This is a genomic window from Castellaniella sp., assembly GCF_047971665.1.
GTDB lineage: Bacteria > Pseudomonadota > Gammaproteobacteria > Burkholderiales > Burkholderiaceae_B > Castellaniella.
The window spans coordinates 45,238-63,149 of record NZ_JBKEAA010000017.1 but is presented as its reverse complement, the minus strand read 5'-3'; the positions used below and the strand labels follow the sequence as shown (position 1 = coordinate 63,149).

The window sequence follows — 17,912 nt, the reverse complement described above, 5'->3', positions numbered from 1 at the left end:
ATGGCGCGACGCCCCGCTTCCCTGGCAGTACGGCTCACCGTCTCTATCGGCGCGGTGATTACAGTTGTGCTCCTCACATTCGGCTGGATGATTGAACGATCCATCAATGAGCATTTCGTCCAGCAGGATGTTGATGAACTCAATGCCGTTGTTCAGGCGCTACAACATACCTTGGCCACACTCCCTTCAAATGCTACGCCTGAAGACCTGAAAGAGCATTTTGCTACCGAAATATCCGGGCACTACAATGCGCAATATTACATTTCCTCTGAAACGGGTGCACAGATTTATGCATCGCCTGGGTCGGATCTGGGTCGTTTCGCGAGTATTTCCCGGCCCGTAAAGAAAATTTCCATCGAAACGGTCGGTACATGGCAAGATCATGGGGAGACATTCCGAGGAGCCGTTTTACACACCACTTCAAAGAGCTTTCCTGGAGAGAAAACATTCACCATCGCGGTTGCAACGAGCATCAACTTCCATTTGCACTATCTAGAAAGCTTTCGCACCTATCTTCGCATCATAACGACCATTGCTTGCCTCATTGCCATTCTGGCTACCTGGTTGGCCGTCCATCAAGGACATGCCCCAATCCGGCGAATCAGCCGGGAAATACGACAAATCAGATCCGATCAATTGCATATTCGATTGGAGCCTCACACAGTGCCGGCAGAACTGGTGGAACTGTCCATTTCATTCAATGGCATGATCGAACGGCTTGAGGATGTGTTCCGACGTTTATCTGGCTTTTCCGCGGACATTGCGCATGAATTACGGACGCCGATCACAAACCTGAAAACACAGACTGAAGTCGCGCTTTCTCAGTCACGCAGCATCGATCAATATCGCGAGGTTCTGTACTCCAGCCTCGAAGAGTACGAACGCATGGCAAAGATGATTGGCGACATGCTGTTTTTAGCGCAAGCAGATAACAACTTGCTCAAGCCCGAACTCGTCAAGATTGACTTGGAGGCCGAAATGCGCAATCTCTTCGATTACTTTGGCGCATGGGCTGAAGAGCGTGAAGTGAAGTTTAAACTCTCCGACGAACAGATATGCGTCCAAGGGGATAGGCTGATGATCCGCCGAGCGCTGAGCAACGTATTATCCAATGCCATTCGTTATACATCGGCAGGACATACGATCAACGTGACCCTGGAGTCGAGCGTGGAAATGGCGACCATAAGCGTCAAAAATCCGGGCCCCGTCATTCCTGCGGAACATCTTGACCGGATTTTCGAAAGGTTTTACCGGACGGATGTTTCACGCCAGCGCAGTGTGGAAGGAGCGGGTCTGGGGCTTGCGATAGCCAAATCCATTGTGGAGGCCCATAACGGCAAGATCCTCGCAAGCTCCACCCCTGAAGCCACGGAATTCAAAATAAGCCTGCCAGCGGTCGGCAGTTGAGCATCAATGCCTACCCATCACGATGAATCACGGCAGGCTTGGCTGCATCAGCTGACAACAAATTGCCCCATCATTCCGTTATCCTCATGCTCAAGGATATGGCAGTGGTACATGAAAGGGGGATGCCGCTCCGAGGCTACCAACCGTTGTCTGCTTGACAGGGGTGCTTACGGACGGGCTTCAAAAAGGACAGCAGAGGACGGTTTCATTGACTGGAATATAACACATGAATATGTGTTCATGTGTTATGCTTGAGTTTATGCAAACCTGATTCGAGAAGCCCCCATGTCCCACGCTCACTCCCGTCAGGGCCATGCTCACGCGCATGATCACGATCATGACCATGATCACACCCCGACCGTCACCAGCGCCAACGAGCGCAAGGTGCTGATCTCGTTCATCCTGATCTTCACCTTCATGGTGGTGGAGACCGTGGGCGGCATCCTTTCAGGGTCGCTGACCCTGCTGGCCGATGCCGGGCACATGCTGACCGATTCCGCCGCGCTGGCCCTGGCCTATGCCGCATTCCGCTTTGGCCGCCGCGCCGCCGACAGCAAGCGCACGTTCGGCTATCTGCGTTTCGAGGTGATCGCCGGATTCCTGAATGCGGTGACCCTGCTGCTCATCGTCATCTGGATCGTCTATGAAGCATGGCAGCGTTTGACGGAACCTCCCGTCATCCTGGCCGGGCCGATGATGATTGTGGCCGTGGTCGGCCTGCTGGTGAACGTGCTGGTGCTGTGGATCATGACGCGCGGAGAAACCGATCACGTCAATGTGAAGGGCGCCATCCTGCACGTGATGGGCGATCTCCTGGGGTCGGTCGGCGCCGTCGTGGCCGGGGTCGTCATCTACCTGACGGGCTGGACGCCGATCGATCCCATTCTGTCCGTGATCGTGGCGGCGCTGATCGTGCGCAGCGCCTGGAAACTGCTGGCCAAGTCGCTCCATATCCTGCTGGAGGGCGCACCAGAGGATGCGACCCCCGAAAAACTGGCGTGCGGCCTGATGGACGCCGTGCCGGGGCTGGCGGCGGTCAGCCATGTGCATGTGTGGCAACTGACCTCGGGCCGGACGATGGCGACGTTGCATGTGCGTCCGCGCGTGGACGATGAAGCCAGGGTCGTCGCCAAACTGACTGAAAAGGTCCTGCGGGATCAGTTCGGCATCGAACACGCCACTGTCGCCATCGACTGGAACTCAGAGGCCGACATCAGTCCCTGCAGCCTGCAGTCGTCAACGGAAACGGATGGACAGTCCGGTGGCCATGGCCGTGATCACGATCATGCGCCCGGCGAGGGCCATGAGACAGCGGCGCAGGACAAGCAGGATCATGCCGCGGGAGACGGGCACCATCACTCGGCCGGGGACCGGCACGATCATCAGGCCGGAGACCGGCATATGCATGCCATCAGCGCTGAACGGAGGCCTCAGACCGGTCAGGCGCCCTCGGTCCAGGGAGCCCCGTGACCCTCAGCGGACAGGCGCGGCGCGCAAACGGGCGCGCAAACGATCAGTCGTCGTTGTGTTCTTCGACGATGTGATGCGCCATGTCGAGCAGGACCTGGCTGACGTGACTGTCGGCAACCTCGTAGAAGATCTGTTTGGCCTGGCGCTCGCCCTTGACCAGGCGGGCGCCGCGCAGCAGGCGCAGGTGGTGGCTGACCAGTGACTGCGAGAGGTCCAGGTTCTCGGCGATTTCGCCCACCGCGGAAGCTCCCTGCATGCAGTAGAGCATGATTTTGAGCCGCGACGGATCTCCCAGCAGCCGGAACGTCTCGGCGAGGATGGTGACATCGTTATGCGATAACGATGCCAGTTCCATGTTTTCATCGGGGGCCGGGCCTTCTGGTTCGCTCAGAGTCATTCTTAAAAAATCCTGCCTGAATCGCGGTTCGTAGCTTCAGCCCGTGACGATGCGGGCGAGTACACACACAGCGCCTATTGTGGCATGGCAGGGATGAACCGTGCCGGTCAATCCGTGAATTCCCATTTCTGGGCGCTGGCGCCGGCAAGCTCCTGTACGCGTTGCTCGTCCTGGCCGAATTCGGCCGCCGATCCGGTATGGATGATCTGGCCCCGGTCCAGGACATAGGCCCGGTCCGCCACTTCGATGGCGGCGCGCACGTTCTGCTCGATCAGCAGTACCGAGGTACCGGCGTCGCGGGCCGCGACGATGACCTCGAAGACATTCTTGACGATCAGGGGCGCCAGTCCTTGAGAGGGCTCGTCAAGCAACAGCAGGCGGGGGTTCAACAGCAGGACGCGGGCGATGGAGAGCATTTCCTGCTCGCCGCCGGAGAGCTGCTTGCCCTTGTGATGCTTGCGTTCCTCCAGGCGTGGAAACAGCTGGTAGATGCGCGGGATGTTCCAGTGGCCCGGGCTGTCGACGGGCACCTTCAGGTTCTCATCCACGGTCAGGTTGGCAAAGACGCGCCGTCCCTCCGGCACCAGACCGACCCCCAGGCGGGCGATGCGAAAGGGCGGCAGGTGAGTGGATTCTTTGCCGAAGACCCTGATGTGGCCTTCGCGCGCCGGCGTCATGCCCATGATGCTGCGCAGTGTCGTGGACTTGCCCGCGCCATTGCGGCCCAGCAGCGTCACCAGTTCGCCTTCCTCGACCTCCAGGTCGATGCCCTGCAGGATGTGACTCTTTCCGTAATATGTGTGCAGTTGCTGAATTTCAAGTGCCTTCACGTTTTTCCCCCAGATAGGCCACCTGAACCTTTTCGCTGGTGGCGATTTCGGCGGGTGTGCCCACATCCAGCACTTCGCCTTCCGTCAGGACCGTGATGCGGTCGGCCAGGTTGAAGATCACCCGCATGTCGTGCTCCACCAGCACGATGGTGAGCTTTTGCGTGCGATGCAGTTTGCGGATCAGGACGGCGGTGTTGTAGGTTTCCTGGCTGCCCATGCCGGCGGCCGGTTCGTCAAGCAGCAGGATTTTCGGTTTCAGGGCGAGCGCCATCATGATTTCCGTGGAGCGCTGATCCCCGTGAGACAGCTCGCCGACGTTGCGCCCGGCGTTTGCCGTGAGGCCGCCGGTTTCCAGCAGTTCGTCCACCAGCGCGTTGGTGCGCGCCGTCTGCGCGCGGGGGGCGTACATTTTCAACCGCAGGCCCTGCGTGATCTCGACGGCGATGCGCAGGTTGTCGCGCACGCTGAGCTCCGGAAAGACCTCGGTGATCTGAAAGGTGCGCGCCATGCCCAGGCCGACGCGTGCGTACGGCGGCAGGTCGGTGATGTCGTTGCCATTGAAGACGATGCGGCCGCTGGTGGGGCGGTAAAAACCGCTGATCATGTTGAAGAATGTTGTTTTCCCCGCGCCGTTGGGTCCGATGATCGCATGCAGTTCGCCTTGCTCGACGTTCAGCGAGACCTGATTGACCGCGGCCAGGCTGCCGAAACGCTGCGTGACGTTGTGGACTTCGAGCAGGCTCATGATGTCTTTCCCTGCAACAACCCGACGATGCCTCGGGGAATGAACAGAACGACCAGGACGAAGATCAGCCCGATGAAGAACATCCAGCTGTCGGTGATGCTGGACAGATAGTCCTGGGCGATGACGAAAATGGCCGCTCCCAGCAGCGGCCCCCAGAACGAGCGCATGCCGCCGATGACGGCCATCAGCACGAAATCGCCCGACTGAGTCCAGTGCAGGTTGTGGGGGCTGACAAAGTTGTTCAGCAGGCCGTACAGGCCGCCGGCGGTGGAGACGAACACGCAGGATGCGGTGTAGGCGATCCACAGGTGGCGATTCACTGGAATGCCCAGGAATCGCGCCCGCCGTTCGTTCTCTCGCATGGCCAGGAGGGTGTGCCCGAAAGGCGAGCGCAACAGGATGGCCATCAGCGCGGCGCAGACGGCGAAGACCGCCAGGGCCGTGTAGTAGAACGTCAGGCTGGAGGACAGGTCGATCTGCGTGATGCCCAGATCGATCGGCAGTCGCTGAAAGGTCAGGCCGTTGTCGCCGCCCGTGACCGAGTTCCAGCGGAAGGCGATGAAATAGAACACCTGACCAAAGGCGATGGTGGCCAGCGCGAAATAGATGCCCCGCAGTTTGGCCAGCAGATAACCGATGATGGCGCCGCCCAGCGTGCCGACCAGGATGCCGATGATGAAGCCCACCGGCGTGCTGGGGATCAGATATTTGATGACCAGGCCGGTGCCGTAGGCGCCGAGCCCGAAATAGGCCGCATGCCCGAAGGCCATGACTCCGGAATGGCCGACCAGCAGGTTGGTCGCCATGGCGGCCAGGCCGATGATGAGCACCCGGGATGCCAGATCGGTATAGCCGCCGATGCCGCCGATCCACAGAGGCAGGGTCAGCAGGATGGCCCAGACGACGATCAGGCTGAAGGATTTCGTGATCGGATGGTTCACAGTTTGGTCCCTCCTTCTTCACCGAACAGACCATGAGGCCGGATCAGGAGCACGAGCGCCATCATGACGTAGATGGTTGCTTCCGAAGCCGAGGGGTAGAACACGGTGACGACCCCGGCGGCGATGCCGATGAGCAGCCCGCCGAACAGAGTGCCGACCAGACTGCCCAGGCCGCCGACGATGACGGCGACGAAGCTGGGCATGATCAGCTGATCGCCGATCGTGGGCGTCAGGCCCAGCATGCCCGCGGCCAGCACTCCCGCCAGCCCGGCGAAAAAGATGCCCAGGCCGAAATTCAGGTTGCGCAGGATGCGGACGTCGACGCCCAGCGCCGAGACCATTTCCAGGTCCAGGGTGCCTGCGCGGATGCGCATGCCCAGACGGGTCTTCTTGAGGATGAAAAACAGGATGGCGACGGTGATGGCCACCAGGGCCACCATGAAGACCCGATAGCCGGTCAGGAAAAAGAGCGTGGGGCTGAGCGAGGAATTGAGGATGGCCGGAACCTGGACCGGCAGGCCCTGTGCGCCCCAGATGTAGCGTACAGAATCCTGCAGCACGAAGGCCAGACCGAAGGTCAGCAGCAGACTGTAGAGCGGATCCCGCGCGTACAGGGGGCGGATCAGGATGCGTTCCACGAGAATCCCGATCAGCGCGGTCAGGAAAGGCGAAACGACCAGTGCGCCCCAGAAACCAAGATATGGATGCAGGGTATAGGCGATGTAGGCGCCCAGTGCGAGGAACCCGCCATGCGCGAAGTTGATCACGTTGGTCAGATTGATGATCAGCGACAGGCCCAGGGCCATGAGCGCGTAGAACGCGCCGATCACCAATCCGTTGAATACGTTGAATAGGACCAGCTGAGTCACGAGGCGTCTCCGTTCGACTGGAACCTGTCCGGTGGGGTCAGGCGCTAAAGGAACCCCGTCCGGGCGCTGCGCGCGTCCGGCGTGGTGCGTGGCCAGGGAGCATCAATCGGGCGGCCTTTGGTCTCGAGGCCTGGTGCGGACCGCCCGGTTTGCAAGCGCATGCGGCTGGATCAGGTCGGCCAGGTCATCTTGCATCCGGTCTCTTCGACCGAGGGCGCGATGGTCTTGCTTTCGATGACTTCGTCGATCTTGAAGAGGTCGTCAGGGCCGGCATCACCCTGTGTTTGCGCATGGCCGGCCCAGAGTGTGCCGATGAGCAGGTGCTGATCCGCCCGGAAGGTGGCGGGATGGGGTTGAAGGGCGACTTCGGGCGGCAGCGTGAAGCCGTTGAGCGCGCGCGCCATCTTGACGGCGTCCAGGGATTTGGCCGTGTTGGCCGCCAGGGCACAGGCGTGGATGGCGGTGTGGCCGAACCAGGTGCGCGCAGTCGGGACACGTCCGGTTTTCTTGGTGATGGCCTCGGTGAATTCTTTGACGAACGGGACGCCGGGCTGATTCCAGTACCACTCGATGACCCAGTTGCCGATGCGCGCGGTCGGGGGCAGGGCTTCGAGGGTTTCGAGCTCGATATTGGCGCCGGCGATGTGAAAGCGCTTGTCCAGGCCGAACTGCACGGCCTGCTTGAGCACATTGGTCTGGTCCTCGCCGTTTTGCAGGATGACGATGACGTCCGGGTTGGCCGCCTGCGCCTTGATCAGATAGGGCGAGTATTCCGTCGTGCCCAGTGGAATCAGGTCTGCGCCCAGGTTGCTGGCGCCCAGTTTTTGCAGGTTGGCCTTGTAGGCGCTGAGCAGACCATGGCCGAACGCGTAGTCCGGGACCAGGAAATAGAATTTTTTGCCGAAGCGCTTGACCAGGGACGGGGCGATGGCATTGACCAGCAGCGTCGTGGAAGGGTCGACCTGGTAGACGTTCCAGTGGCATTCGGTGCCTGTGATCGGGTCGGCGTGTCCGCCCGGGTCCATCATGAAGACGCCTTTTTCGTAGGCGACTGCCGACATGGCCATGGTCAGGCCCGAGTTCACGTTGCCGACCAGGAAATCGACCTTGTCCTTGTCGATGAGTTTGCGGGCTTTCTGGACGGCGACCCCTGCGTCGCCGCTGGTGGAGTCCTCGACGATCAGCGTGGCAGGACGTCCCAGGATGCCGCCCTTGGCGTTGATCTCCTCGACGGCGAGTTCCATGCCGTGCAGTTCGTTGCGGCCGGTGATGGCGTAGGTGCCGGTCAGCGGGTTGTCGACGCCAAGCTTGACCGGCTGGTCGCCCTGCGCCCTGATGATCTGAGGCTGGGCCAGTGCGGCGACACCCGCCGCCCCCGCTGCTTTCAGTAATGTGCGACGACTGATGACTGCGCCTGTACTGCTGTGAATATCATTCATGCAACTCTCCTCTGTAACGCTTCGATGATGTGCGTCGCCTACCTAAGGTGGCGCAGGTGAGATGAAACTTGAATATAAGCAGGTACTGCCGATACTGATGTCCCTCATGGGGGGGCGGATTCAGTTTCGTGCGATGGATGAGAGCTTGTCAATACGAATCAATCCGTATCCATATAAAGATCCGGATGGGCTTGACCGTTGTCCGGCGCGGTGTTCACGCTAGCTTGCCCATGTGCCGAGGCCCCTGTCCGCATGACGATCAGCGTCATGCGGACAGGGGCCTCGGCGGGCAAGCTGCGGGCCGCCGGCGTGGCGGCGGCCAGAGGTGATCCGCTGGGTGTCGGGGTCAGTCGTTGTCGGGCTGCACGAAGCGGTAGACGAGGGCGCCCAGGATCCCGCCCACCAGCGGGGCCAGCCAGAACAGCCACAGCTGGTCGAGTGCCCAGGAGCCCTGGATCAGGGCCACCCCGGTGGAGCGGGCCGGGTAGACGGAGGTGTTGGTGACCGGGATGCTGATCAGATGGATCAGGGTCAGCGACAGGCCGATCGCCACGCCGGCCAGGCCGGCCACGCTGCGCTTGTGTGTGGCGCCCATGATGATGAACAGGAAAAAGCCGGTCAGCACGATTTCCGCGATCAGCGCCGCCGTCAGGCTGTAGCCGTCGGGTGAGTGCTCACCGTAGCCATTGGAGGCGAATCCCGCCGTGGGGTCGAAGCCCGCCTTGCCGCTCGCGATCAGGTACAGCACCAGGCTGGCGGCGATCCCGCCGATCACCTGGGACACGATGTACGGCACCATCTCGCGCGCGGGGAACCGCCCGCCGGCGACGAGGCCGACCGTGACGGCGGGGTTGATGTGGCAGCCCGAGATGTGGCCGATGGCGTAGCACATGGTCAGCAGCGTCAGGCCGAATGCCAGCGCCACGCCGACAAAGCCGATGCCGAGTTCGGGATAGGCCGCAGCGAACAGGGCGCTGCCGCACCCGCCGAACACCAGCCAGAAGGTGCCCAGCAATTCCGCCGCGCATCGTTTTGTGAGAGACATGTCTGTGCTCCAGTGATAGGAATAAGTAACGGGGAGGATTCTACTGGTGAGCGGCTCGTGTTGCCATTACCATAGGTCAAAAAATAGTCAAGAGACCGGGCAGGATGATTCCGTCTGGACGGCGGGCATTCCGGTCGGGGGGGCCGACCGGCGCGCGAAACCCTGTTAGAATCCCAAGGGCGGGCCCCTTCGCATGGTTCGGCGGTGAACCTGGTCAGGTCGGGAACGAAGCAGCCACAGCCGCGCGGAACCAGTGCCGAAGTCAGGCTCGCCTTTCCTTTCCCCCACCAGGGCGGCCTATGAGCTATCTCGTCTTGGCGCGCAAATGGCGCCCCCGTTCATTCGATACGCTGATTGGCCAGGATCACGTCGTGCGTGCCCTGACCCATGCGCTGTCGGCCGGCAGACTGCATCATGCCTGGTTGTTCACCGGCACGCGCGGCGTCGGCAAGACCACACTGTCGCGCATCCTCGCCAAATCTCTGAACTGCGTCCAGGGCATCACCGCCACGCCTTGCGGCCATTGCCAGGCCTGCACGGAGATCGATGCGGGCCGTTACGTGGACTACATCGAACTCGACGCCGCCTCGAACCGCGGCGTCGACGAAATGACCCAGCTGCTGGAGCAGGCGGTCTACGCGCCGTCGTCCGGGCGCTTCAAGGTCTATATGATCGACGAGGTCCACATGCTGACCGGGCATGCGTTCAACGCCATGCTGAAGACCCTCGAAGAGCCGCCCGAGCACGTCAAGTTCATCCTTGCGACCACCGATCCGCAGAAAATCCCGGTCACGGTGCTCTCGCGCTGCCTGCAGTTCAATCTCAAGCAGATGACGGTGCCTGCCATCGTCGATCACCTCCAGGACATCCTGGCGCAGGAGTCGGTCCCGGCGGATCCCCAGGGGCTGCGCCTGATTGCCCAGGCCGCGGCGGGTTCGATGCGCGACGCCCTGTCCTTGACGGATCAGGCCATTTCCTTTTCGGCGGGCAATCTGACGGCCGCTGCGGTGGGCGAGATGCTCGGCACCCTGGACCAGCGCCACTTGCTGGATCTCCTGCGGGCGCTGGCGTCCGCCGACGCGCCCGGCATCCTGGCCATGGCCGATGATCTGGTGTCGCGCGGCCTGTCGTTCCGGGCCGCGCTTGGCGATCTGGCCGTGCTGCTGTCGCGGGTCGCCATTGCCCAGCGATTGGGCCATGCCCAGGCCGATGATCCTCTGGCGGAGGATGTCACGGCGCTGGCCGCCGCCCTGACGCCGGATGATGTGCAGCTGTTTTACGCGGTGGCGGTGCACAGCCGCCAGGAACTCGCGCTGGCGCCCGACGAGCAGGCCGGCTTCATCATGGCCTGTCTGCGCATGCTGGCCTTGTTGCCCGAGGGCCGTGTGCCGCCCGTGACGATGGGGTCGCCGCCGACGGCGGGCACGGACCAGGCGGGCACGGACCAGGCGCCGGTTGAGTCTCCGGTCCCCGCCGCAGCTGCGGATCATGCCGCTGCCGACCCTGCTGCAACCGCCAGTCATGCCCGAGTCGCTGATGAAGCCGTGGCTGCTGTCTGTGCCGGGGCTGTCGATCACAACGAGGCCGCCGACCACGCCGAGGCCGCCGACCATAACGAGACTGCCGCCCCTGTTCAAGGGACCGGCTCTGATGAACGCCCCGCCTGGGAATCCGCGCCGGATCAGCCGGTCTGCGCTCCGATAACGGCCGATGCGGCAGCGACCGCCCCGGCAGCGACCGCTCTGGTGGCGTCGGCCCCGGCCGCCGGGGAGCCTCGGGCTTCCAGGGCTGCGCCCCGGCCGCCCGTGCCGGCGCCGGATCCTGATCCCGCGCCGGACCCCGACCCGGCTCCGCCAGCGCCTCCGGACGAGGCGGCGTCCGCCTCGGATGACTGGACGGACGCGGTACCCGATGATCTGATCGGTGCCTTCGATGCCGCCGCCTCCCTGGATGATCTGGGAATGGATCCGGGTTCGTCCGGGGTCATCGCCGGGTTGCCTGCCGAGCCGGCTGCCGCGTTCGCGTCCGAAACCCCCGAACCCGGCCGGATGACGGCCCAGGACTGGCCCGCGGTGGCCGCCGAACTGCCGATCGGTGGCGCGGCCCGGGCGCTGGCGCTGAACAGCGAATGGCTGTCGGGCAACGATCACCAGATCCGTCTGCGGGTCGCCATCCGGACCTATGCGGACGGCGGGGGCCATGATCGGTTGCGGACGGTGCTGTCGGAATATTTCGGTCGCGTCCTGCGCCTGGAAGTCGAATACGGTGTGACGGGCGAGGACACCGCGCATGCCGTCGATCAGGCCGAGCGTGGCCGACGCCAGCGGGCGGCCGAGCAGGCGGTCGAGCAGGATGCGCTGGTCCGCGCGCTGGCGCAGCGTTTTGCCGCCCGTGTCGTGCCGGGCTCGATTCGTCCCGGCGATGCCCCGTCGAGGCATCACTAGGTTATAGTCCCTCCCTTTGCTTGAACCCACCGAACCAGGATCCTCCCATGATGAAAGGACAGATCGCCGGGCTGATGCGCCAGGCCCAGCAGATGCAGGAAAACATGAAAAAGGCCCAGGACGCCCTGGCCGAACTGACGGTCGAAGGCGCCGCGGGCGGCGGCCTGGTCAAGGTGACCATGAGCTGCAAATATGACGTCAAGCGCGTGGCCATCGATCCGTCGCTGTTCGACGATGATCGTGACATGATCGAAGACTTGGTCGCGGCGGCCTTCAACGACGCCCAGCGCAAGGCCGAAGCCACGGCCCAGGAAAAGATGTCCGCGGTGACGGCCGGCATGTCCCTGCCGCCGGGCATGAAACTGCCGTTCTGAAATGGCCACCGGCCTGCCTGAACCGGAGCCGCTGCGCGCCCTGATCGACGCGCTGCGAGGGTTGCCCGGGGTGGGGGTGCGCACGGCCAGGCGCATGGCCTATCACCTGTTGCAGCATGACCCGGACGGCGCTTTGCGCCTGGGCGATGCCCTGCGCGATGCCGTGGACGGGTTGTGCCATTGCGAACGCTGCAATTCCTTTTCCCAGACGCCGGTGTGTCCCACCTGCGAAGATCAGAATCGGGATCCTTCCGTGCTGTGCGTCGTCGAGACGCCCGCCGATCAGAACATGATCGAGGCCAGCCATGGCTACCAGGGCCTGTACTACGTGCTGATGGGCCGGCTGGCGCCCCTGGAAGGCATCGGCCCGGACCAGGTCCGGTTCGCTGCGCTGCGTGAGCGGGTCGGGGCTGGGGGCGTGCGTGAGGTCATCCTGGCCACCAACTTCACCGCCGAAGGCGAGACCACGGCTTATTATCTGTCCGAGATGCTGCGCGAATGCGGCGTCAAGGTCACCCGGCTGGCCCGCGGCGTGCCCAGCGGCAGCGAGCTGGAATATGTCGATGCCGGCACGATTGCCTGGGCGCTGATGGAGCGCCGGCCCGGCTGATCCCCCGGGATGCCGTGCCGCCGTGATTCTCGCGCCGTGCCGCCATGATCCCCGTGTCGGAGTCTGGCTCCGGTAGGCCTGTCTTTTCCACTGCGCTATCATCGAATCTTCAATGGAGCCTCTGCGCGCCAGAGGCTCTCTCATCTCGCATGATCACCAGGGAGACAAGCCATCATGTCGATTTCACGTCGTGAACTGCTCAAGACCGCCGGCGCCGCAGGGTTGCTGGGTGTGGTGCCCGGACTGTCCATTGCACAGGGCGCGGCCAGTGTGCTCGAGAAAAAATCCCTCACCATTGCCGTCGGCGGCCAGGCGCTGATCTACTATCTGCCGCTGTCCGTGGCGAACCAGAAGGGCTATTTCAAGGACGAGGGGCTGGACCTCACGATCGCTGATTTCGCGGGCGGCTCTAAGGCGTTGCAGGCCGTGGTGGGAGGCAGCGCCGACGTGGTGTCGGGCGCTTTCGAGCACACCATCAATCTGCAGGCCAAGGGGCAGTTCTACCGTTGCTTCGTCCTGCAGGGCAGGGCGCCCATGATCGTGCTGGCGGTTTCAAACAAGACCATGGCCGGCTACAAGTCGCCCGCCGACCTCAAGGGCAAGAAAATCGGTGTCACGGCGCCGGGGTCCTCGACCAACATGATGGTCAGCTTCTTTCTGGCGCAGCACGGGCTCAAGCCTGCCGATGTGTCCTTCATCGGCGTGGGGGCGGGCGCAGGGGCGATCACGGCCATGCGCTCCGGCCAGATCGATGCCATCGCCAATCTGGACCCAGTCATCAGCACCCTGGTCAAGGAAGACGCCATCCGCGTCATCGCCGACACTCGCACCCTGTCCGATGCGCAGACGATTTTTGGCGGCAACATGCCGGCGGGCTGCCTGTACGCCTCGCAGGCCTTCATCGACGCCAATCCCAACACGACCCAGGCGCTGGCCAATGCCATGGTGCGGGCCGACAAATGGATCCAGGCCGCTTCGGTCGACGACATCGCCAAGCTGGTGCCAGAGTCCTACCTGCTGGGCGACCCGGATCTGTACAAGCTGGCGCTCAAGGGCAACCACGAGGGCCTCTCGCCCGACGGGCTGGTGCCCGAGGACGGCCCGCAGACGGCGCTCAATGCGCTGGCCGAATTCGTGCCGAATTTCGATCGCACCAAGATCGACATCTCTCGCATCTGGACCAACCAGTTCGCTGCCAAGGCCAACCAGACATACCCCCATGCCTGAGCCCGATCGTCGAGCCGGAGACGGGGCGGGTTTCCCCGCCCTGTCGCTGGATCAGGTGACCTGCACGTTCAACGCGCCCGACGGCACGTCCTATACCGCCATGCGTGACGCCACCCTGGTGGTGGCGCCTGGCGAGTTCGTCTCGGTCGTGGGGCCCACGGGCTGCGGCAAGTCCACCCTGCTGAACATGGCCGCCGGGCTGTTGCGGCCTTCATCGGGCCAGGTCCGGGTGTTCGGTGAGGCGCTGCGCGGTGTCAATGCGCGGGCGGGGTACATGTTTCAGGGCGAGGCGCTGATGCCCTGGCGCGACGCGCAGGCCAATGTTGCCGCCGGCCTGGAGTTCGCCGGAGTGGCCGCCGCCGAGATCGCCGAGCGCAGCCGCGAATGGCTGCGCCGGGTCGGCCTGGGCGGTTTCGAGAACCGCTATCCGCACCAGATGTCGGGCGGCATGCGCAAGCGCGTCATGCTGGCGCAGACCCTGATCCGCGATCCCGACATCATCCTGATGGACGAGCCGTTCTCGGCCCTGGACATCCAGACCCGCCAGTTGATGGAAAACGAGGTTCTGGACCTGTGGATGGCCCGGCGCAAGGCCGTGCTGTTCATCACCCACGATCTGGACGAGGCCATCGCCATGAGCGATCGCGTCGTGGTGCTGTCGGCGGGTCCCGAAACCCGGCCGATCGGGGAATTCGCCATCGACATCCCGCGTCCGCGCGACGTGGCCGAAGTCCGCATGCAGCCCCGGTTCGTCGAATTGCATCAGGCCATCTGGGCGGTGCTGCGCGACGAAGTCCTGAAGGGCTACGAACGGCAGCGGCGCGCCTGATCCCATGACCATGACCGGCCCGCGATCCTGTCCGTCCCCGGACCCGAGCCCCCCACCGGAGCGCCCGCACCGATGAAATCCGAACTCTCCAAACCCGTGCTGCGCGTGCTGCAACTGGCTTTGCTGGCCGCCGTCCTGCTGGTCTGGTACTGGGCCTCTCTGAACCGCAACGTGGCATTCTTCTTCGGCCGGCCACTGGAAGTCGCCCAGGTCGTCTGGGCCTGGTTCGTCACCGACGCCGGGATCTACCGCCACCTGTGGATCACCCTGTCCGAAACCGTGCTGGCGTTCTTCATCGGGACCATCGGCGGGCTGGGCTTCGGCCTGTGGCTGGGCCTGTCGCGCAGCGCCAGCGCGCTGCTCGAACCCTACGTCACGGCGGCCAACTCCATGCCCCGCGTCATCCTGGCGCCGATCTTCGGCATGTGGTTCGGCCTGGGCATCTGGTCCAAGGTCGCCCTGGCCGTGACGCTGGTGTTCTTCATCGTTTTTTTCAACGTCTACCGGGGGGTGCGCGAGGTCAGTCCGACATTGCTGGACAATGCCCGCATGCTGGGCGCCAGCCGTCGACAGTTGCTGCGCCATGTCTACATCCCCTCGGCCACCAGCTGGGTGTTCTCCAGCCTGCACACGTCCGTGGGGCTGGCCTTCGTCGGGGCGGTGGTGGGCGAATACCTGGGTTCGGCGGCCGGGGTCGGCTACCTGATCCTGCAGGCCGAAGGCACGCTCGACGTCAATACCGTGTTCGCCGGCATTGTCGTACTGACGGTGTTCGCGCTGCTGCTGGATGGCATCGTGTCGCTGGCGGAACGCCGCCTGCTGGTCTGGCAGCCCGGCCCCGGGGCGACGGACAAGACCTGAAACTCGCGCCTTGCAAGGCGCCCGGATACATCACTCCGCCTGACTCACCAGCGCGTCCAGCTTGATGGCGTCGGCGGTGAAAATCCGGATGCCCTCGGCCAGCTTTTCCGTCGCCATGGCATCCTCGTTCAGATGGGTGCGGAAGACGACTTCGTTGCTGGCGATCCATTCGGGCGCGCCCGTCTTGGCTGCGGCCGCGGACAGTTGCGGCGCCAGGGGATCGTTCGATGCGGCCAGCTCGTTCAGCAGGGCCGGGCTGATCGTCAGCAGGTCGCAGCCCGCCAGGGCGCGGATCTGGCCGATATTGCGGAAACTGGCCCCCATGACCTGGGTGGGGATGTCGTAGGCCTTGAAATAGCGGTAGATGCGCGTCACCGACTGCACGCCCGGATCGTCGGGCCCGGTGTTCGCGGTCTCGTCCCAGTCGGCGCCGGCCGTTTTCTTGTACCAGTCGTAGATGCGGCCCACGAAGGGCGAGATCAGGGTCACTTTGGCCTGGGCGCAGGCGATCGCCTGGGTCAGGGAAAACAGCAGCGTCAGATTGCAGTGGATGCCTTCTGCCTGCAAGGTGCGGGCGGCCTGGATGCCCTCCCAGGTCGAAGCCAGCTTGATCAGCACGCGCTCGCGCGCGATGCCGCCCGCCTCGTACAGGGCGATGATCTGCCGGGCGCGCTCGATACTGGCCTGTGTGTCGAACGACAGTCGGGCGTCGACCTCGGTCGAAACGCGGCCGGGCACGATGGACAGGATCTCGCGGCCGAAGGCCACCAGCAGCCGGTCGACCTGTTCGGTCAGCGAGGCGTTCGGGTGATCGCGCCGCACTTGCTCCAGCAGGGGGCGATAGGTGGGCTGACCCACGGCCTTGAGGATCAGGGAGGGATTCGTGGTGGCGTCGGTCGGCCGGTAGGCCCGCATGGTCTCGAAATCCCCCGTGTCGGCCACGACGGTCGTCAGTGTGCGCAGGGCGTCCAGTTGGTTGCTCATGAGAACGGTGGTTCCAGTGAATGGCGGCGAGGTTGCAAAAACCTTACTGTAGACTATTTCCCGCAACAGGCTAGGACGGTGTCGGCCCCGGTTCGTTGCGGGGCCCGGGACCTGCGTTCGGGGCGGCCTGACGCTGGCCGGAGCGGGGTCTCAGGGGTAACCCGGGTTCAACGGTATAATAGGAAGGTTTGAATGTTGAATTTGGGATCCTCGGGTCAAGTCTGGCTCGGGGGGCCTTCATAACCGGGGTTTCATTTTGCTGCCGTCAATCTTTTCCGAGGGGTCCGCAGGACTCGCACCAGCAATTCTCGCCTTGGCTGACGGTACCGTATTCAGAGGCGTTTCGATCGGCGCCGACGGGACCAGCGTGGCCGAAATCGTCTTCAATACCGCCATGACCGGCTACCAGGAGATCCTCACTGATCCCAGCTACAGTGGCCAGATCGTCACCCTGACCTATCCCCATATCGGCAATACCGGCGTCAACCCCGAGGACGTCGAATCCAACCGGGTGCATGCCGCCGGTCTGGTGGTGCGCGACTGTCCGGCGCTGCTGTCCAATTTCCGGGCCAGGCAGTCGCTGCCCGAATACCTGAAGGCTCAGGGTGTCGTGGCGATTTCGGGCGTGGATACCCGCAAGCTGACCCGCATTCTGCGCGAGCGCGGCGCCCAGGGCGCCTGCATCCTGGTGGGTGAGGACACCGACCGCGCTGTCGAGCTGGCGCGCGGCTTTGGCGGCATGGAGGGCCAGGATCTGGCCCTGGAGGTCTCCACCAAGCAGCCCGGCGCCTGGCTGCAGGGCACCTGGCAACTGGGGCGCGGGTTTCGCCGCCAGGAACAGACCCAGTACCACGTCGTCGCCTATGACTACGGCATCAAGTCCAATATTCTGCGCCTGCTGGCCGATCGCGGGTGCCGCCTCACGCTGGTGCCGGCGCGTACGCCCGTGGCCGACATTCTGGCCCAGGCGCCCGATGGCGTCTTCCTGTCCAACGGACCGGGCGATCCGGCCGCCTGCGACTATGCCGCCGAGACCTGCCGCGCCGTGCTGGATCGCGGCATCCCCCTGTTCGGCATCTGTCTGGGCCAGCAGGTCCTGGGCCTGACCCTGGGCGGCCGCACGGTCAAGATGAAGACCGGCCATCACGGCGCCAATCATCCGGTGCAGGACCTGGACACCGGCCGGGTGTTCATCACCAGCCAGAATCACGGCTTCACCGTGGATGGCGACAGCCTGCCCGCCAATGCCCGCATCACGCACGTGTCGCTGTTCGACGGAACCCTGCAGGGTTTCGAACTGACCGACCGCCCGGTCTTCTGCTTCCAGGGACACCCGGAAGCCAGCCCCGGCCCGCACGACATCCTGGTGCTGTTCGACAAATTCATCGACCTGATGGCGCAACACAAAGCCCGGTCGTCCAAATAAAAAGATCCCGTTCT

The 17,912-nt window shown here is 63.6% G+C and carries 18 protein-coding genes and 1 other RNA gene; 10 read left to right on the top strand and 9 right to left on the bottom strand.

Translation table 11 applies throughout. From position 1 onward, the window contains the following. A complete protein-coding gene (locus ACK5JE_RS06450) occupies positions 1-1,407 on the top strand; it encodes a Cu(+)/Ag(+) sensor histidine kinase (RefSeq protein ID WP_416800871.1) in 1,407 nt (468 codons plus the stop codon). Between the two features lie 47 nt (positions 1,408-1,454). Here ACK5JE_RS06450 and ACK5JE_RS06445 read toward each other — a convergent pair whose 3' ends face one another. Continuing rightward, on the bottom strand, positions 1,455-1,520 hold the full coding sequence (locus tag ACK5JE_RS06445) for a multicopper oxidase domain-containing protein (protein ID WP_416800921.1): 66 nt from the start codon (positions 1,518-1,520) through the stop codon (positions 1,455-1,457). Between the two features lie 172 nt (positions 1,521-1,692). On the opposite strand from ACK5JE_RS06445, the gene ACK5JE_RS06440 reads away from it, so the two are divergent. Beyond that, entirely contained in the window at positions 1,693-2,877 is a 1,185-nt protein-coding gene (locus ACK5JE_RS06440) for a cation diffusion facilitator family transporter (protein WP_416800870.1), read from the top strand. A gap of 43 nt (positions 2,878-2,920) precedes the next feature. Here the strand turns inward: ACK5JE_RS06440 and ACK5JE_RS06435 are convergent, their stop codons facing one another. The 7 genes from ACK5JE_RS06435 to aqpZ form a co-directional block, all read right to left on the bottom strand. Beyond that, the gene (locus ACK5JE_RS06435; protein ID WP_416800869.1) at positions 2,921-3,274 is read right to left on the bottom strand and encodes an ArsR/SmtB family transcription factor; all 354 of its coding nucleotides are present in this window, start codon (positions 3,272-3,274) and stop codon (positions 2,921-2,923) included. 107 nt (positions 3,275-3,381) lie between these two features. Continuing rightward, complete coding sequence (locus ACK5JE_RS06430) at positions 3,382-4,104, bottom strand: ABC transporter ATP-binding protein (RefSeq protein WP_416800868.1); 723 nt, start codon at positions 4,102-4,104, stop codon at positions 3,382-3,384. Continuing rightward, entirely contained in the window at positions 4,091-4,849 is a 759-nt protein-coding gene (locus tag ACK5JE_RS06425) for an ABC transporter ATP-binding protein (RefSeq protein ID WP_416800867.1), read from the bottom strand. The genes ACK5JE_RS06430 and ACK5JE_RS06425 overlap by 14 nt, the downstream gene beginning before the upstream one ends. Then, entirely contained in the window at positions 4,846-5,790 is a 945-nt protein-coding gene (locus tag ACK5JE_RS06420; protein WP_416800866.1) for a branched-chain amino acid ABC transporter permease, read from the bottom strand. The genes ACK5JE_RS06425 and ACK5JE_RS06420 overlap by 4 nt, the downstream gene beginning before the upstream one ends. Beyond that, positions 5,787-6,659 (bottom strand): branched-chain amino acid ABC transporter permease, encoded by an 873-nt coding sequence (locus ACK5JE_RS06415; protein WP_416800865.1) that lies wholly within the window; start codon positions 6,657-6,659, stop codon positions 5,787-5,789. Before ACK5JE_RS06415 ends, ACK5JE_RS06420 begins: the two co-directional genes overlap by 4 nt. Before the next feature lie 170 nt (positions 6,660-6,829). Next, positions 6,830-8,098 (bottom strand): ABC transporter substrate-binding protein, encoded by a 1,269-nt coding sequence (locus ACK5JE_RS06410; protein WP_416800864.1) that lies wholly within the window; start codon positions 8,096-8,098, stop codon positions 6,830-6,832. A 346-nt stretch (positions 8,099-8,444) separates the two neighbouring features. Continuing rightward, positions 8,445-9,143: an aquaporin Z gene (gene aqpZ / locus ACK5JE_RS06405; RefSeq protein WP_416800863.1), complete on the bottom strand. Its 699-nt coding sequence runs from the start codon at positions 9,141-9,143 to the stop codon at positions 8,445-8,447. Positions 9,144-9,321: 178 nt separating this feature from the next. Here aqpZ and ffs point away from each other — a divergent pair. The 7 genes from ffs (at position 9,322) to ACK5JE_RS06370 (ending at position 15,488) form a co-directional block, all read left to right on the top strand. Next, positions 9,322-9,419, top strand: an RNA gene (gene ffs / locus ACK5JE_RS06400) — signal recognition particle sRNA small type. A gap of 23 nt (positions 9,420-9,442) precedes the next feature. After that, positions 9,443-11,587 (top strand): DNA polymerase III subunit gamma/tau, encoded by a 2,145-nt coding sequence (dnaX, locus tag ACK5JE_RS06395; protein WP_416800862.1) that lies wholly within the window; start codon positions 9,443-9,445, stop codon positions 11,585-11,587. A gap of 47 nt (positions 11,588-11,634) precedes the next feature. Beyond that, positions 11,635-11,961, top strand: coding sequence for a YbaB/EbfC family nucleoid-associated protein (locus ACK5JE_RS06390; protein ID WP_416800861.1), 327 nt, complete (start codon positions 11,635-11,637; stop codon positions 11,959-11,961). Position 11,962: 1 nt separating this feature from the next. Beyond that, positions 11,963-12,571, top strand: a complete 609-nt coding sequence (recR, locus tag ACK5JE_RS06385; protein ID WP_416800860.1) for a recombination mediator RecR — start codon at positions 11,963-11,965, stop codon at positions 12,569-12,571. Positions 12,572-12,745: 174 nt separating this feature from the next. Continuing rightward, positions 12,746-13,798 carry an ABC transporter substrate-binding protein gene (locus ACK5JE_RS06380; RefSeq protein ID WP_416800859.1) on the top strand — a complete coding sequence of 351 codons (1,053 nt, stop codon included), beginning with the start codon at positions 12,746-12,748 and terminating at the stop codon, positions 13,796-13,798. Then, the gene (locus tag ACK5JE_RS06375; RefSeq protein ID WP_416800858.1) at positions 13,791-14,627 is read left to right on the top strand and encodes an ABC transporter ATP-binding protein; all 837 of its coding nucleotides are present in this window, start codon (positions 13,791-13,793) and stop codon (positions 14,625-14,627) included. The genes ACK5JE_RS06380 and ACK5JE_RS06375 overlap by 8 nt, the downstream gene beginning before the upstream one ends. Before the next feature lie 72 nt (positions 14,628-14,699). After that, positions 14,700-15,488 carry an ABC transporter permease gene (locus ACK5JE_RS06370; protein WP_416800857.1) on the top strand — a complete coding sequence of 263 codons (789 nt, stop codon included), beginning with the start codon at positions 14,700-14,702 and terminating at the stop codon, positions 15,486-15,488. A gap of 30 nt (positions 15,489-15,518) precedes the next feature. On the opposite strand, the gene tal is transcribed toward ACK5JE_RS06370, so the two are convergent. Continuing rightward, the gene (tal, locus tag ACK5JE_RS06365; RefSeq protein WP_416800856.1) at positions 15,519-16,472 is read right to left on the bottom strand and encodes a transaldolase; all 954 of its coding nucleotides are present in this window, start codon (positions 16,470-16,472) and stop codon (positions 15,519-15,521) included. A 256-nt stretch (positions 16,473-16,728) separates the two neighbouring features. On the opposite strand from tal, the gene carA reads away from it, so the two are divergent. Next, positions 16,729-17,898, top strand: coding sequence for a glutamine-hydrolyzing carbamoyl-phosphate synthase small subunit (gene carA, locus ACK5JE_RS06360; protein WP_416800855.1), 1,170 nt, complete (start codon positions 16,729-16,731; stop codon positions 17,896-17,898). Positions 17,899-17,912 lie beyond the last annotated feature (14 nt).